This window comes from Kitasatospora misakiensis, from assembly GCF_042656005.1.
GTDB classification, from domain to species: Bacteria; Actinomycetota; Actinomycetes; order Streptomycetales; family Streptomycetaceae; genus Kitasatospora; species Kitasatospora misakiensis.
Genome location: NZ_JBHSOF010000031.1, coordinates 1 through 15,109, shown reverse-complemented (window position 1 = coordinate 15,109; position 15,109 = coordinate 1). Strand labels below are relative to the sequence as shown.

The 15,109-nt window shown below is 72.6% G+C and carries 12 protein-coding genes; 5 read left to right on the top strand and 7 right to left on the bottom strand.

The window, feature by feature from the left end; all coding sequences use genetic code 11:
• Positions 1-211: 211 nt before the first annotated feature.
• On the bottom strand, positions 212-907 hold the full coding sequence (locus tag ACFP3U_RS22385; protein WP_380227392.1) for a FadR/GntR family transcriptional regulator: 696 nt from the start codon (positions 905-907) through the stop codon (positions 212-214).
• Positions 908-1,086: 179 nt separating this feature from the next.
• Here ACFP3U_RS22385 and ACFP3U_RS22380 point away from each other — a divergent pair, with 179 nt between their 5' ends.
• A complete protein-coding gene (locus tag ACFP3U_RS22380) occupies positions 1,087-1,632 on the top strand; it encodes a gluconokinase (protein WP_380227391.1) in 546 nt (181 codons plus the stop codon).
• Positions 1,629-3,023: a GntT/GntP/DsdX family permease gene (locus ACFP3U_RS22375; protein ID WP_380227390.1), complete on the top strand. Its 1,395-nt coding sequence runs from the start codon at positions 1,629-1,631 to the stop codon at positions 3,021-3,023. The genes ACFP3U_RS22380 and ACFP3U_RS22375 overlap by 4 nt, the downstream gene beginning before the upstream one ends.
• 136 nt (positions 3,024-3,159) lie before the next feature.
• Here ACFP3U_RS22375 and ACFP3U_RS22370 read toward each other — a convergent pair whose 3' ends face one another.
• The 4 genes from ACFP3U_RS22370 to ACFP3U_RS22355 form a co-directional block, all read right to left on the bottom strand.
• Positions 3,160-4,755, bottom strand: coding sequence for a glycerol-3-phosphate dehydrogenase/oxidase (locus ACFP3U_RS22370; protein ID WP_380227389.1), 1,596 nt, complete (start codon positions 4,753-4,755; stop codon positions 3,160-3,162).
• A gap of 172 nt (positions 4,756-4,927) precedes the next feature.
• The gene (gene glpK / locus ACFP3U_RS22365) at positions 4,928-6,448 is read right to left on the bottom strand and encodes a glycerol kinase GlpK (protein ID WP_380227387.1); all 1,521 of its coding nucleotides are present in this window, start codon (positions 6,446-6,448) and stop codon (positions 4,928-4,930) included.
• A gap of 90 nt (positions 6,449-6,538) precedes the next feature.
• Positions 6,539-7,276, bottom strand: coding sequence for an MIP/aquaporin family protein (locus ACFP3U_RS22360; RefSeq protein ID WP_380227386.1), 738 nt, complete (start codon positions 7,274-7,276; stop codon positions 6,539-6,541).
• 326 nt (positions 7,277-7,602) lie between these two features.
• A complete protein-coding gene (locus tag ACFP3U_RS22355; RefSeq protein ID WP_030307908.1) occupies positions 7,603-8,367 on the bottom strand; it encodes an IclR family transcriptional regulator in 765 nt (254 codons plus the stop codon).
• A 248-nt stretch (positions 8,368-8,615) separates the two neighbouring features.
• On the opposite strand from ACFP3U_RS22355, the gene ACFP3U_RS22350 reads away from it, so the two are divergent.
• From ACFP3U_RS22350 to ACFP3U_RS22340, 3 genes are all read left to right on the top strand, one after another.
• Complete coding sequence (locus ACFP3U_RS22350; protein ID WP_380227385.1) at positions 8,616-9,569, top strand: NUDIX hydrolase; 954 nt, start codon at positions 8,616-8,618, stop codon at positions 9,567-9,569.
• 40 nt (positions 9,570-9,609) lie between these two features.
• Positions 9,610-10,158, top strand: coding sequence for an NUDIX domain-containing protein (locus tag ACFP3U_RS22345; protein ID WP_380227384.1), 549 nt, complete (start codon positions 9,610-9,612; stop codon positions 10,156-10,158).
• Between the two features lie 184 nt (positions 10,159-10,342).
• The gene (locus ACFP3U_RS22340) at positions 10,343-12,370 is read left to right on the top strand and encodes an acetoacetate--CoA ligase (RefSeq protein ID WP_380227383.1); all 2,028 of its coding nucleotides are present in this window, start codon (positions 10,343-10,345) and stop codon (positions 12,368-12,370) included.
• Between the two features lie 73 nt (positions 12,371-12,443).
• Here ACFP3U_RS22340 and ptsP read toward each other — a convergent pair whose 3' ends face one another.
• On the bottom strand, positions 12,444-14,114 hold the full coding sequence (gene ptsP / locus ACFP3U_RS22335) for a phosphoenolpyruvate--protein phosphotransferase (protein WP_380227382.1): 1,671 nt from the start codon (positions 14,112-14,114) through the stop codon (positions 12,444-12,446).
• Positions 14,115-14,214: 100 nt separating this feature from the next.
• Complete coding sequence (locus tag ACFP3U_RS22330) at positions 14,215-14,664, bottom strand: PTS sugar transporter subunit IIA (protein WP_380227381.1); 450 nt, start codon at positions 14,662-14,664, stop codon at positions 14,215-14,217.
• Positions 14,665-15,109: the final 445 nt, after the last annotated feature.

The window sequence follows — 15,109 nt, the reverse complement described above, 5'->3', positions numbered from 1 at the left end:
GAGCACGAGCGGGCCACGAGCGGGACGGGCGCCGCGAACACGCCCTCGCGCTCCACTCTGCCCCGTCGTACCCGGACTATGCGCGCGAATCCCCCGAACCGCGACCAAATCGTGTGATCCCGTACGATCTCATGCGACCTCAGGTGATCCGGCCCGACTCGTACCGAAGGGTCCGGATCGCACCGAACGGCCCGCCGGATCCCCGGCGTGCTCAGCCGAGTTGCTGGTTCAGCTCGGCCAGCGCGCCCTCGACGATGGTCCGCATCGCCCGCTCGGCCCGCTCGGCGTCCCCCGCGCAGACCGCCTCGGCGACCTCGCGGTGCAACCGGATCGCGTACGGCTCCGGCTGATGGGGCATCAGATGGTACTCGGTCCGGCCGGTCAGCACCGCACCGACGGTGTCACCGAGGTGCGCGAACATCTCGTTGCGCGAGGCCCGCAGCACGGTGGTGTGGAAGTCGATGTCGTGCTGGAGGAAGGCGGCCAGGTCGGCGGCGCGCGCCGTCACGGTCAACTCGACCGCCAGCGCGCTGAGTCGGCGCCGTTCGTCGTCGGTGGCGTGCCGCGCGGCGAGCGCCGCCGCGGCGGGCTCCACGGCCAGCCGCAGCGAGCCGAGCGAGCGCAGCTGCGCGGAGCGGTCGGCGCCGGCCAGCCGCCAGCGGATCACCAGCGGATCGAAGACGTCCCAGTCCGACCTGGGCTGCACGGTGATGCCGACCCGGCGGCGGGAGGCGACCAGCCGCATCCCCTCCAGGATCCGCACCGCCTCGCGGACCACCGTCCGGGAGACCCCGAACCGCGCCTCCAACTCCTCGGCGCGCAGCACCGCGCCCTCGGGGAGCTCCCCGGACGCGATGGCCGGCCCCAGTTCGGCGAGCAGTCGGCCGGGCAGCCCCTGGATCTCCATCCCGTCAGCTTAGGGCTTTGGCACCCGGGCCCGCCCCGGCCTCCGCAGCCCCTCTGCCCCGCGCCCCGCTCGCGCCTCAAAAGTATGACGATTTGGTTTCCGGAACTTGAATACGTCATATCTTTGAGGCGATAGTGGCGGCCGGGCAACGAAGGCCGGACAACGAAGGAGCACCACCCATGGCTCTCAGCGTCGAGAACCAGGACACCCCCCGCACCGTCGTGGTGATGGGCGTCTCCGGTGTCGGCAAGACCACCCTGGCCCGCCTCCTGGCGGACCGCCTCGGGCTGCCCTTCGCGGAGGCGGACGACTTCCACCCGCCCGCCAACATCGCCAAGATGTCGGCCGGCATCCCCCTGGACGACGAGGACCGCGCTCCCTGGCTGCGCGCCATCGGCGCCTGGCTGGGTGAGCGGACCGAGGACGGCAGTGGCGGCGTGGTCACCTGCTCGGCGCTGAAGCGCCGCTACCGCGACACCCTGCGCGCGGCCTGCCCGGGCGCCTTCTTCCTGCACCTCAGCGGTGGCCACGAGCTGGTCGAGGACCGGCTCAGCCACCGCACCGGCCACTTCATGCCGTCGTCGCTGCTCGACTCGCAGTACGCCGCCCTGGAACCCCTGGAGGCGGACGAGCGCGGCGCCGTCCTGGACGTGGGCCCGTCCCCCGAAGAACTCGTCGAGATGGCCGTGGCGCTGCTGCGGCCCGTCAATGGAGACCTCGCGTGAGAACTGCCCCCACCCTGCTGGCGGCCGCCCCACCGGTCCTGCCGCACACCGGTAGCGACTCCCAGCTGCTGGTCGCGGTGCTGCTCAGCATCGGTGCGATCGTCGTACTGATCACCAGGCTGAAGCTGCACCCGTTCCTCGCCCTCACGCTCGGCTCCGGTCTGCTGGCCGCCGTCGCGGGCGCCCCCTTCGACAAGCTGCTGAGCAGCTTCTCCACCGGCTTCGGCTCCACCGTGGCGAGCGTCGGCCTGCTGATCGGCCTCGGCGCGATGCTCGGCAAGCTGCTCGCCGACTCCGGCGGCGCGAACATCATCGCGGACACCGTGCTGTCCCGGACCGGCGCCAAGGCGCTGCCCTGGGCCATGGCGCTGATCGCGGCGGTGCTCGGCCTGCCGCTGTTCTTCGAGGTCGGTGTCGTCCTGCTGATCCCGATCGTGCTGCTGGTCGCCCGCCGCGGCAACGTGCCGCTGATCCGGGTCGGCATCCCGGCCCTGGCCGGCCTGTCGGTGCTGCACGGCCTGGTGCCCCCGCACCCGGGCCCGCTGGTCGCCGTCGACGCCCTCAAGGCCGACCTCGGCATCACCCTGGCGCTCGGCCTGCTGATCGCCGTCCCGACCCTGATCATCGCCGGTCCGCTGTTCGCGCGGCTCGCCGAGCGCTGGGTCGGCCCGCTGGAGATCCCGGCGGCCACCGCCCCCGAGGAGACGGTCAGGAACGACCGCACGCCCTCCTTCGGCGCGGTGCTGGCCACCATCTTGCTGCCGGTCGTGCTGATGCTCGGCAAGGCGCTGGCCGACGTGGTGATCGACGACCCGAAGGCGCTGCCGCAGCGGATCTTCGACTTCGTCGGCTCCCCACTGATCGCGCTGCTCGCCGCGACCCTGCTCGGCATGGTGACCCTCGGCCGGGCGGCCGGCTTCGACCGGGCGCGGATCTCCGACACCGTCGGTAAGTCGCTCGGCCCGATCGCCGGCATCGTCTTCATCGTCGGCGCGGGCGGCGGCTTCAAGCAGACCCTGATCGACGTGGGCGTCGGCAACGCGGTGAGCGAGTGGTCGTCCAAGTGGCACATCTCGGCGCTGCTGCTGGGCTGGCTGATCGCCGTGCTGATCCGGCTCGCCACCGGCTCGGCGACGGTCGCCACCATCACCGCGGCCGGCATCGTCTCCCCGCTGGCCGCGGCCATGTCCTCGACCCACGCGGCCCTGCTGGTGCTCGCGATCGGCGCCGGCTCGGTGTTCTTCTCCCACGTCAACGACGCCGGCTTCTGGCTGGTGAAGGAGTACTTCGGGATGAGCGTCGGCCAGACGCTGAAGTCCTGGTCGGTGATGGAGACGGTGATCTCGGTCGTCGCGATCGCCCTGATCCTGCCGCTGAGCCTGATCATCTAGCCGCCACGGCGGAAGCCCCAGCACCGCCGAGGGGCGGCACCTGCGCCACGTGGTGAAGGCCGGGCTGCCGGTCTGACAAAGCAGCGGGCGGGCGCCCGGGGAATCCCCGAACGCCCGCCTGAGCACCGCTACTTGCCTACTTGGTCCCGCGCTTCGCGAGGAAGGTCTCGACCTCGGCGCGGATCTCCGGGGTGTCCAGGCCGCGGACGGTCATCGTGGTGCGGCGGCGCAGCACGTCGTCGGTGGTGTACGCCCACTCGTTGTCGGCCGCGTAGGCGACCTGCGCCCAGACGTCCGGCCCGTCCTCGTGGATCGGCCGGCCGAGCTCCGGGTTCTCGTCGATCATCCGGGCGATGTCGAAGGAGAGCGTGCCGTAGTGGCTGGCCAGGTGCTTGGCGACCAGCGGCTCCATCCGCGAGCCCGGCTCCCGGTCGATCAGCAGGCGGTGCGCGACGGCGTTCGGCGCGCCGACGCCCGGCAGCGGGACGGTCGGGGCGATCGGGGACATGTCCTCGCCGAGCGAGGTGCCGGGCACGTGGGCCAGCTTCTCCAGCACGGTGCGGCCGATGTGGCGGTAGGTGGTCCACTTGCCGCCGGCGACCGACAGCATGCCGCCCTTGCCCTCGGTGACGACCGTCTCGCGCTTGGCGGCGGCGGTGTCGCCCGGGCCGCCGGGCAGCACCCGCAGGCCGGCGAAGCTGTAGGTGATCAGGTCGCGGTCGATGTGCTCGTCGCGGATCGCGTGCGCGGCCTCGCCGAGGATCTGGTCGACGTCCGCCTCGGTGGCCCGGACGTCCTTCGGGTCGCCGGTGAACTCCTCGTCGGTGGTGCCGAGCAGGACGTGGTCCTCCCACGGGATGGCGAAGGAGACGCGGTACTTGTCGATCGGGATGGTCAGCGCGGCGCGCCACGGGGAGCGGCGCTTGACCACCACGTGGGCGCCCTTGGACAGGCGGATCGACGGCGCGGCGCCGGCGTCCTCCATCTGGCGCAGGTGGTCCACCCACGGGCCGGTGGCGTTCAGCACCAGGCGGGCGTTGACGCCGAACTCGGTGCCGTCCAGGCGGTCCTTGAGCTCGGCGCCGGTGACCCGGCCGCCGGTGAAGCGCAGCCCGGTGACCTCGGCGTGGTTGAGCACGACCGCGCCGGCCTCGACGGCGGCGCGCACGGTCATCACGGCGACGCGCGAGTCGTTCATCTGGTGGTCGCCGTAGACGGCCACCGAGCGCAGGCCCTCGGTGCGCAGCGCGGGCACCTGCTGGGCGGCGTGCGCGGCGGTGGAGACCCGGCCCATGCCGTCGCGGAAGGCGGAGAGCGCCGAGTAGAGGAAGACGCCGGCGCCGAGCTTGGGGGCGCTGTGCGGGCCGCCCTTGTAGACCGGCACGAAGAAGGTCAGCGGGTTGACCAGGTGCGGGGCCACGTCGGTGGAGAGCACGCGGCGCTCCTTGTGGTTCTCCGCGACCAGCTTGACCGCGCCGGTCTGCAGGTAGCGCAGACCGCCGTGGACCAGCTTGGAGGAGGCACTGGAGGTGGCACCGGCGAAGTCGCCGGCGTCGACCATGGCGACCTTCAGCCCCGCCTGGGACGCGGTCCAGGCGACGGCCGTGCCGAGGATGCCGCCCCCGATCACCAGCAGGTCGTAGGTGGCCTTGCCGAGCAGCTCGCGGGTCTCGGCGCGGGAGGCGGTGCGGCCGGCGGTGCGCTCGGCGCCCAGGGTCGGGATGGTTGCCATGGTGTGTGTACGGCGCGCGGGTCGGGCGGCGCCGTTACTCCTCTCGGTGTGCGTACGGCCTCCTTGTGGGAGACCGGGTCGGCCCGGTGCGGCGGGCCGTGAAACACGGTGACACCCGCTGCCGGAACAGCGGGCGGCCGGCCGGGGCGGTGTGCCCCGACCGGCTTGTCGGTCAGCTGTTCTCGTCCTCCTCCACCCAGTCCATGGTGCGCTCGACGGCCTTGAGCCACTTCTTGTACTCGCGCTCCCGGGTGGCCTCGTCCATGCGCGGGGTCCACTCGGCGGCGCGGTGCCAGTTGGCCCGCAGGGTGTCGAGGTCGTTCCAGAAGCCGACCGCCAGGCCCGCCGCGTAGGCGGCGCCGAGGGCGGTGGTCTCGGCCACGTACGGGCGCTCGACCGGGGCGTCCAGGACGTCGGCGATGTTCTGCATGAGCAGGTTGTTGCTGGTCATGCCGCCGTCGACCTTGAGGGCGGTGAGCTCGACCCCGGAGTCCTTCTGCATGGCGTCGACGACCTCGCGGGTCTGCCAGGCGGTGGCCTCCAGGACGGCCCGGGCCAGGTGGCCCTTGGTGACGTACCGGGTGAGGCCGGCGATCACACCGCGGGCGTCGGAGCGCCAGTACGGGGCGAACAGGCCGGAGAAGGCCGGGACGAAGTAGGCGCCGCCGTTGTCCTCGACCGTGTTGGCGAGGGTCTCGATCTCGGCGGCGGTGGAGATGATGCCGAGCTGGTCGCGCAGCCACTGGACGAGCGAGCCGGTGACGGCGATCGAGCCTTCCAGGGCGTACACCGGGGCCTGGTCGCCGATCCGGTAGCCGACCGTGGTCAGCAGGCCGTGGTACGAGTTGACGATCTTCTCGCCGGTGTTGAGCAGCAGGAAGGTGCCGGTGCCGTAGGTGGACTTGGCCTCGCCCTCGTCGAAGCAGGTCTGGCCGAACAGCGCGGCCTGCTGGTCGCCGAGCGCGGAGGCGACCGGGACGCCGGCCAGGTCGCCGACGGCCTCGCCGTAGACCTCGGCGGAGGAGCGGATCTCCGGCAGGACGGTGAGCGGAACGCCCATCGACTCGGCGATCTCCGCGTCCCAGGCCAGGGTCTTCAGGTTCATCAGCATGGTGCGGCTGGCGTTGGTCACGTCGGTGACGTGCTTGCCGCCGTTGACACCACCGGTGAGGTTCCAGATCACCCAGGTGTCCATGGTGCCGAAGAGGATGTCGCCGGCCTCGGCGCGCTCCCGCAGGCCCTCGACGTTGTCCAGCAGCCAGCGGATCTTCGGGCCGGCGAAGTAGCTGGCCAGCGGGAGGCCGGTCTCGCGGCGGAAGCGGTCCTGGCCGACGTTGCGGCCCAGCTCGCGGCAGAGCGCCTCGGTGCGGGTGTCCTGCCACACCAGGGCGTTGTGCACCGGCTCGCCGGTGTTCTTGTCCCACAGGACGGTGGTCTCGCGCTGGTTGGTGATACCGATGGCGCGGATGTCGTCCTTGGTCAGGCCGGCCTTCTCCAGCGCACCGCGGACGACCGACTGCACCCGGGTCCAGATCTCGGCGGCGTCGTGCTCGACGTAGCCGGGCTGGGGGAAGATCTGCCGGTGCTCCTGCTGGTCGACGGAGACGATCCGGCCGTCGGCACCGAAGATGATGCAGCGGCTGGAGGTGGTGCCCTGGTCGATCGCGGCGATGTAGTTGCCAGTGGAGGTCATGAGGATCCTCGGCTCAAGAAGTGTGCGGGGGCGGGTGGGCCTGACTCTCAGGTCAGTCCCCGTGCTCGGGTGGGGCGGAAACCCGGGGGATCAGAACGCGACGTGGTAGAGGCCGCCGGCCAGCAGGCCGCCGATGACCGGGCCGACCACCGGGATCCAGGCGTAGGACCAGTCGGAGCCGCCCTTGTTGGGGATCGGCAGCAGCGAGTGGACGATGCGCGGACCCAGGTCGCGGACCGGGTTGATGGCGTAGCCGGTCGGGCCGCCGAGGGACAGGCCGATGCCGACCACGGTGAAGGCGACGATCAGGACGCCGGTGCCCGAGAGGCCGAGGCCCTTGGTGAGGCCCTGGGTGAGGATGGCGAAGCAGAGCACGAAGGTGCCGATGATCTCGGTGATCAGGTTCTGGACCGGGTTCCGGATCTCGGGGCCGGTCGAGAAGATGCCGAGGGTGGGCTCCTGGTTGGCCTGGAACTGGCCGAGGTAGGTGAGCCACACGAGGACGGCGCCGATCATCGCGCCGAGCAGCTGGGAGCCGAGGTAGATCGGCACCTTGCTCCAGTCGCCGCTCTCGACGGCGAGGGCCAGGGTGACGGCCGGGTTCAGGTGGGCGCCGGACTTCGGGGCCGACATGTAGGCGGCGATCATCACCGCGAAGCCCCAGCCGAAGGTGATCGCCAGCCAGCCGGCGTTGAGGGCCTTCGACTTCTTGAGCGTCACGGCGGCACAGACGCCACCGCCGAGAAGTATGAGGGCGGCGGTGCCGAGGGTTTCGCCGACGAAGATGTCGCCGTTGGAGAACGCGGACACAAAGACTCCCTTGTCCATATGGCCCGGAGGTGCGGGTGGGGGCAGGGGCCGGGCGATCGGGGGGCGGGTGAGCGCTCTGCGGGATCGTCTCGCACGGCCATCGTTCGACAATGTCGACCGTCATGCGGAAGCTTCCTCCCCGGGTTGCCCTCTCGTCAAGGCGAGGTTACGCAGCTGTGACCCTTCGCTCGCGGCGCTACCCGTAGTCACTGAATGGATCGCCGTAATTTTGGACAAAACGGTAAGGCGCGGACGGGCATTTCGCCCGTCCGCGCCTCAGCGTGAACGATTCCCCACGGAGCTCCGGGGAGCTCCGTGGGGCTTGGGAGGCCGCGCCCGGGGGGTCAGAACCGCCCGGCGCCCAGGTCCCGGGAGATCGCGCGCGCGGCGCTGCGCACCGAGGCGACCAGCGAGGGCTTCACGAAACCGTCCTCGCAGACCCGCTCGACCGCGCCGCTGATGCAGACCGCGCCCACCGGGTTGCGCCGCCGGTCCTGGATCAGTGCGCCGATCGAGGCCACGCCCTCCCAGGTCTCCTCCACCGCGTCCGCCCAGCCGCGCTCGCGGATCAGCGCCGCCTCGGCGTCCACGTCCGCCGCCTCGGTCAGCGTCCGCGCGGTGTACGACTCGAACGGCCCCTCGCCGAGCTCCCCGCGCGCCACCGGGTCGTAGGCCAGCAGCACCTTGCCCAGCGCGGTGGAGTGCAGCGGCTGCATCGAGCCGACCTCCAGCACCTGGCGGGTGTCGTCCGGCCGGAAGACGTGGTGCACGATCAGCACCCCGCGCTGGTGCAGGACCCCCAGGTAGACGGTCTCCCCGGACGCCCTGGCCAGGTCGTCGGCCCAGACCAGGGCCCGGGCCCGCAGCTCGTGCACGTCGAGGTAGCTCTGGCCGAGCCGCAGCAGTTCGGCGCCCAGCTGGTACTTGCCGCTCTCCGGGTCCTGCTCGACGAACCCCTCCTGCTGGAGGGTGCGCAGGATGCCGTGCGCGGTGCCCTTCGCCAGGTCCAGCGCCGTCGCGACCTCGGACAGGCCCAGGCGGCGCTCGCCGCCGGCCAGCAGACGCATGATCGCGGCGGCCCGGGAGAGCGACTGGATCGGGCCGGGCATGGGTACCTCCGCGCTGACAGGCGGTCGACAATGTCGACCGCAGTGGTGACGGCATGAGTCTGCCAGGCCGCGCCCGGTCCGTGCACCTTCCCCCTCCCAACCAGGCTCGCCGGGCGTAGGAGCGGGCGGCGCGGACGGGCCGGAAAACCATTTGCCGCAGGGTCAAGCGGTCGCTACGTTGTGCTCAGACCGAGAAGGACGGCCGCCCCGGCACGGCGGCCGACACCCGGGGGAGAGGAGCGCGCACCGTGGACACCACCGAGCAGGAGTGGCTCGCCGCCTACGACCCGCGCGACTACACCCCGGTCGCCGTCACCGTCGACGTGGTCGCCCTGACCCTGCGCCACGGCCGTCTGCACGTCCTGCTCGTCGAGCGCGCCCTCCCGCCCTACCAGGGCCGCTGGGCCCTGCCCGGCGGCTTCCTGCGGGCCGGGGAGGAGAGCCTCGACGCCGCCGCGGCCCGCGAGCTCGCCGAGGAGACCGGCCTGCCCGGCACGGTCGGGGCCGAGGCCGCCCTCAGCCGGATCCACCTCGAACAGCTCGGCAGCTACGGCGCACCCGACCGCGACCCGCGGATGCACGTGATCTCCGTCGCCTACCTCGCCTTCGCGCCCGACCTGCCCGACCCGCAGGCCGGCAGCGACGCGGCCCACGCCGCCTGGCACCCCGTCACCGCCCTCGACCTCCGGCCCGCCGGCCGGTCCGAGACCGCCGGGGCGCCCGCCGACACCCACGGGGGTGGCGTCGGCGGGCGCACCGGCCCCACCGATCCGGCCGACCTCGCCGAGGACGCGGCCGTCGGGGCGCCCACCCCGATCGAGCTGGCCTTCGACCACGCCCGGATCCTCGCCGACGGCCTCGACCGCGCCCGCGCCAAGATCGAGTACAGCCCGCTGGCCACCGCCTTCCTCCAGCACGACTTCACCATCCCCGAGCTGCGCGCCGTCTACGAGGCCGTCTGGGACGAGAAGCTCCACCCCGGCAACTTCCACCGCAAGGTGCTCTCCGTCCCCGGCTTCGTCGAGGGCACCGGCACCACCACCGAGCGCGGCGGCGCCCGCGGCGGCCCCCGGGCCCGCACCTACCACGCCGGGGGCGCGACGCTCCTCCACCCCGCCCTCCTCCGCCCCGCCCCGGGCGAGCCGACCCAGGACGCGCCCCCGGGGGCTCCCCAAGGCCCGCCCGCGGACCGGATCGCATGATCACCACCCCGCCCCCGGCCGCCCGCACTACCATCCGGCCATGACGACTCACGAGGCCGGCACCGTGCGCAACCAGCCCAACTCCCACTGCCACTTCTGCGGATCCCCCTACCCGCCCGGCACCGACGCCTGGCCCCGGACGTGCGGCGAGTGCACCGAGATCAGCTACCGCAACCCGCTGCCCGTCGTCGTCACCCTCCTCCCGGTCACCCAGGACGGCACCGCGCCCGGCCTCGTGGTCATCCGCCGCACCATCGAGCCCGGCTACGGCGAACTCGCCCTCCCCGGCGGCTACATCGACTACGGCGAGAGCTGGCAGCAGGCCTGCGTGCGCGAGCTCCGGGAGGAGACCGGCATCCTCGCCGAGCACACCGACATCACCCTGGTCGCCACCGACTCCGACACCCACGGCGGCTTCCTCTGCCTCTTCGGCCTGCTCCCCGCCCGCCCGCTCGGCGACCTCCCGCCCTCCGTCCCCACCGACGAGACCGACGGCTGGCAGCTCTCCACCCCCGAGACCCCGCTCGCCTTCCCCTTCCACACCCGTGTCTCCCGCTCCTGGTTCAACGGCGAATTCACCCGCTCCTGACCCACCAGACCACGGCCTTTCCCTGGCCCGACCACCGCCTGACCAGGCAACCCGACCCGGCCGGGAAGACCCTGGCGCACCGGCCGATCACGTGGCAGGGTCTGCACCGACAGCCCCCAACCGGACGCGGGCCCTGCCACAAGCGACCCCGTCCGCCCTCATCACCGGCCGGGAGACCACCACCGTGAGCACCCCACCCCAGGACCAGCCACTCTGGCGCCCCCACCCCGCCCGTGCCGCCGGCACCGGGATCGTGGCCTTCCAGGCCTGGGCCGCCGAGCACCACGGCGCCCCGGCCGCCCCGCTCGCACCCGCCGACGACGACGCGCAGGCCGCGGCCCGCTACGCCGCCCTGCACGCCTGGTCGGTCGAGGACCTCGACCGCTTCTGGACCGCCGTCACCCAGTGGTTCGACGTCCGCTTCACCCAGGCCCCCGACGCCGTCCTCGCCGACCCCGCGATGCCCGGCGCCCGCTGGTTCCCCGGCGCCCGCCTCAACTACGCCGAGCACGCCCTGCGGGCCGCCGAGAACCCCGCCAACGCCGACCGGCCGGCCGTCCTCCACCTCGACGAGACCACCGACGAGCCGATCGTGCTCACCTGGTCCGAACTCCGCCGCCAGGTCGGCTCGCTCGCCGCCGCCCTCCGCGCGCGGGGCGTCCGCCCCGGCGACCGCGTCAGCGCCTACCTGCCCAACATCCCGCAGGCCGCCGTCGCCCTCCTCGCCACCGCCGCCGTCGGCGCCGTCTGGACCAGCTGCGCCCCCGACTTCGGCGCCCGCAGCGTCCTCGACCGCCTCCAGCAGATCGAGCCCGTCGTCCTCTTCGCCGTCGACGGCTACCACTACGGCGGCAAGGACCACGACCGCACCGAGGTCGTCTCCGAACTCCGCCGCGAACTCCCCTCGCTGCGCACCGTCGTGCACGTCCCCCTGCTCGGCGCCCCCGCCCCCGAGGGCGCCCTCGCCTGGGACGACCTGGTCGCCGAGGACCTCGCCCCGGTCTTCGAGGCCGTGCCCTTCGACCACCCGCTCTGGGTCCTCTACTCCTCCGGCACCACCGGCCTGCCCAAGGCCATCGTCCAGAGCCAGGGCGGCATCCTCGTCGAGCACCTCAAGCAGGCCGGCCTCCACCTCGACCTCGGCCCCGACGACCGCTTCCTCTGGTACACCTCCACCGGCTGGATGATGTGGAACTTCCTCCTCGCCGGCCTCCTCGTCGGGTCCACGGTCGTCACCTACGACGGCAGCCCCGGCCACCCCGACACCGGCGCCCTCTGGTCCGTGGCCGCCCGCACCGGCGCCACCGTCCTCGGCACCTCCGCCGCCTACGTCATCGCCAGCCGCAAGGCCGGCCTCCACCCCGGCCGCGACCTCGACCTCTCCGCCGTCCGCTGCATCGGCACCACCGGCTCCCCGCTGCCGCCCGACGGCTTCCGCTGGATCTACGAGGAGGTCAAGGAGGACGTTTGGCTCGCCTCCGTCAGCGGCGGCACCGACGTCTGCTCCTGCTTCGTCGGCGGCGTTCCCACCCTCCCGGTCCACCTCGGCGAGATCCAGGCCCCCAGCCTCGGCGCCGCCGTCGAGTCCTGGGACGTCAACGGCCGGCCGCTCACCGACCAGGTCGGCGAACTCGTCGTCACCAAGCCCATCCCGTCCATGCCCACCGGCTTCTGGAACGACCCCGAGGGCACCCGGTACCACGACAGCTACTTCGACACGTACCCCGGCGTCTGGCGGCACGGCGACTGGATCACCGTCACCTCGCGCGGCACCGTCGTCATCCACGGCCGCTCCGACTCCACCCTCAACCGCCAGGGCGTCCGGATGGGCTCCTCGGACATCTACGAGGTCGTCGAGCGCCTCCCCGAGATCGCCGAATCCCTGGTCATCGGCCTCGAAGAGCCCAACGGCGGCTACTGGATGCCGCTCTTCGTCGTCCTCACCCCGGGCGCCGAGCTCGACGACGAGCTCATCGGCCGCATCCGCACCTCGCTGCGCACCGAGCTCTCCCCGCGCCACGTCCCCGACGAGGTCATCGCCGTCCGCGGCCTGCCGCACACCCTCACCGGCAAGCGCATCGAGGTCCCGGTCAAGCGGCTGCTCTCCGGCACCCCCCTGGAGCAGGCCGTCAACCCCGGCTCCGTCGACAACCTCGACCACCTGCGCTACTTCGAGCAACTCCGCCGCGACCGCGCCACCGCCGCCGAGTAGCCACGGCCCGAGCACAGCGAGGGGGGCCTTCCACCGCCACGGTGGAAGGCCCCCTTCGGACGTCCGTCGGCGACTACTCGCCCGACAGCACCTGCTGCGCCGCGGCCCGCGCCTCCTCGGCGCTGTCCGCCGCCCGCGCCGCCTCGGCGGCTCGACGGCACTGCGCCAGGGTGTACTTGGCCAGCGCGGTCCGCACATAGGGGATCGACGCCGCGCCCATCGACAGGCTGGTGACACCGAGACCGGTCAGCACCACGGCCAGCAGCGGGTCGGAGGCCGCCTCGCCGCAGACGCCGCAGCTCTTGCCGTCGACCCGCGCGGCGTCGGCGGCGAACGCGATCAGGTCCAGCAGCGCCGGCTGCCACGGGTCCTGCAGCCGCGCCAGCGCACCGACCTGGCGGTCGGCGGCGAAGGCGTACTGGGCGAGGTCGTTGGTCCCCAGCGAGAGGAACTCGACCTCCTGGAGGATCGAACGCGCCCGCAGCGCGGCCGACGGGATCTCCACCATCGCGCCGAACTTGGCGGTCAGCCCGGCCTGGCGACACGCCTCGGCGAAGTCCTTGGCGTCCTTGCGGTCGGCCACCATCGGGGCCATCACCTCAAGGTGCACCGGCAGCCCCTCGGCGGCCGTCGCCAGCGCCCGCAGCTGGGTCCGCAGCACCTCGGGGTGCTCCAGCAGGGTGCGCAGACCGCGCACGCCCAGCGCCGGGTTCGGCTCGTCGGCCGGGGTCAGGAAGTCCAGCGGCTTGTCCGCGCCCGCGTCGAGCACCCGGACGACGACCCGGCCCTCCGGGAACGCCTCCAGCACCTTGCGGTACGCCTCGACCTGCTTCTCCTCGCTGGGCGCCTTCGCCGAGTCGTCCAGGAAGAGGAACTCGGTGCGGAACAGACCGACGCCCTCGGCGCCCGCCTCCAGCGCGGCCGGCAGGTCAGCCGGACCGCCGACGTTGGCCAGCAGCGGCACCCGGTGCCCGTCCGAGGTCGCGCCCGGACCGGAGGAGGCGGCCAGCGCCGCCTTGCGCTCGGCGGCGACCCGGCGCAGCTCCGCCTGCTTCTCCTCGCCCGGCTCGACCAGCACGTCACCGGAGCTGCCGTCCACCGCGACGACGGTGCCCTCGGCGACCTCGGTCGCCCCCGGCAGCGCGACCACGGCCGGTACGCCCATGGCCCGCGCCAGGATGGCGCTGTGGCTGGTCGGCCCGCCCTCCTCGGTCACGAAGCCGAGCACCAGGGCCGGGTCCAGCAGCGCGGTGTCGGCCGGCGCGAGGTCCCGGGCGAACAGCACGTACGGCTCGTCGCTGTCCGGCACACCCGGCATCGGCACGCCCAGCAGGCGCGCGACGATGCGGTTGCGCACGTCGTCCAGGTCGGCGACCCGCCCGGCCAGGTACTCCCCGGCCGAGGCGAGCAGCGCCCGGTAGGCGGCGAAGGCGTCGTAGACGCCGCGCTCGGCGCTGCTGCCGACCGTGATCCGGCGGGAGACGTCGGCCATCAGCTCCGGGTCCTGCGCCATCAGCGCCTGGGCCTCCAGGACCGCCTGGGCCTCGCCACCGGCCAGGTTGCCGCGGGCGATCAGGTCCGCCGCCACCGCGTCGACGGCCGCCTGGGCGCGGGCCTGCTCGCGCGGAGCGTCCTCGGTCGGGATCTGGGTGGCCGGGGGCTCCAGCACCGCGGTGCCCATGTGCCGCACCTGACCGATCGCGACTCCGTGGCTGACACCCACGCCGCGCAGCGTCTTCTCCATGTCTGTCTCCGTGAGAGAGGCGGCCCCGCCGGGTACCGCTGTGTGCCGGGCCGCCCCGACCGGGAGCGGTGGGGCGGGTGTGTCGGATGGAAGGGGAGGGTCAGCTCCAGCTGAACAGGGCGTCGCCGACAGCGACCTCCCCGTCCCCGTGGACGTCGCCCAGCGCGTCGGGCGCGGCCTCCAGCGCGACGATCGGCGAGATCGGCGACTTGCCGGCGGCCTCGACGGCGGCCGGGTCCCACTTGATGACGGCCTGGCCGCGGGTGACGGTGTCCCCCTTGTTGACGAGCAGCTCGAAGCCCTCGCCGTTCAGCTGGACGGTGTCGATACCCAGGTGGGTAAGGACACCGTGCCCGTCCGCGTCGACGACGACGAACGCGTGCGGGTGCATCGACACGACCACGCCGTCCACCGGGGCAACGGCCTCGGTCTTCTCGCGGACCGGGTCGATCGCGGTGCCGGGGCCGACCATCGCACCCGAGAAAACGGGGTCCGGCACGCCGGCGAGCCCGACGACCTTGCCGGTCAGCGGCGACGTCACAGTGGTCATGGTTGAGCCTCCCAAGTGCGCAGTACAGGCGAGCGGCCGCGAAGGCGGCGGAGCGATCGACTGAAGCCTAGATCATGTCAACTTCGGACATCTGCTGACATTCCCTGGCCAACGGCCATGCCGTCCGCCTCACCAGCCGGCCATCTCGTGGACCGCCAGTGGTCTAGTCCTCTTGGCCGATGCGCCGCACTCTACAGGCATCTTGGCGAATCGGGACCATTGCTGTATATGCTCGCGAGAGCAACAAATCCGCGTCCGAGCGGGTGACCCCCGGCGCGGCTCGATTCGCGCTCGGCCCGGCGACCCGCTATGGTTGGTCGAGTCGCCGCGAGTCGGCGGTTAACACCAGATTTCAGAAACGAAAAGCACCGGTTAAGCGCCGGCAAACGGATCTGATAAGCTGGAAACACGAAAGAACGAAGCGCCCGGAGGGCCGGTGTGAAAG

What these genes read in the sequence shown, in the direction of transcription:
- ACFP3U_RS22370 (WP_380227389.1), bottom strand. Translation starts at nt 4,755, where the DNA reads ATGGCAACCATCCCGACCCTGGGCGCCGAGCGCACCGCCGGCCGCACC.
- glpK (WP_380227387.1), bottom strand. Translation starts at nt 6,448, where the DNA reads ATGACCTCCACTGGCAACTACATCGCCGCGATCGACCAGGGCACCACC.
- ACFP3U_RS22330 (WP_380227381.1), bottom strand. Translation starts at nt 14,664, where the DNA reads ATGACCACTGTGACGTCGCCGCTGACCGGCAAGGTCGTCGGGCTCGCC.
- ACFP3U_RS22345 (WP_380227384.1), top strand. Translation starts at nt 9,610, where the DNA reads ATGACGACTCACGAGGCCGGCACCGTGCGCAACCAGCCCAACTCCCAC.
- ptsP (WP_380227382.1), bottom strand. Translation starts at nt 14,114, where the DNA reads ATGGAGAAGACGCTGCGCGGCGTGGGTGTCAGCCACGGAGTCGCGATC.
- ACFP3U_RS22355 (WP_030307908.1), bottom strand. Translation starts at nt 8,367, where the DNA reads ATGCCCGGCCCGATCCAGTCGCTCTCCCGGGCCGCCGCGATCATGCGT.
- ACFP3U_RS22385 (WP_380227392.1), bottom strand. Translation starts at nt 907, where the DNA reads ATGGAGATCCAGGGGCTGCCCGGCCGACTGCTCGCCGAACTGGGGCCG.
- ACFP3U_RS22360 (WP_380227386.1), bottom strand. Translation starts at nt 7,276, where the DNA reads ATGGACAAGGGAGTCTTTGTGTCCGCGTTCTCCAACGGCGACATCTTC.
- ACFP3U_RS22380 (WP_380227391.1), top strand. Translation starts at nt 1,087, where the DNA reads ATGGCTCTCAGCGTCGAGAACCAGGACACCCCCCGCACCGTCGTGGTG.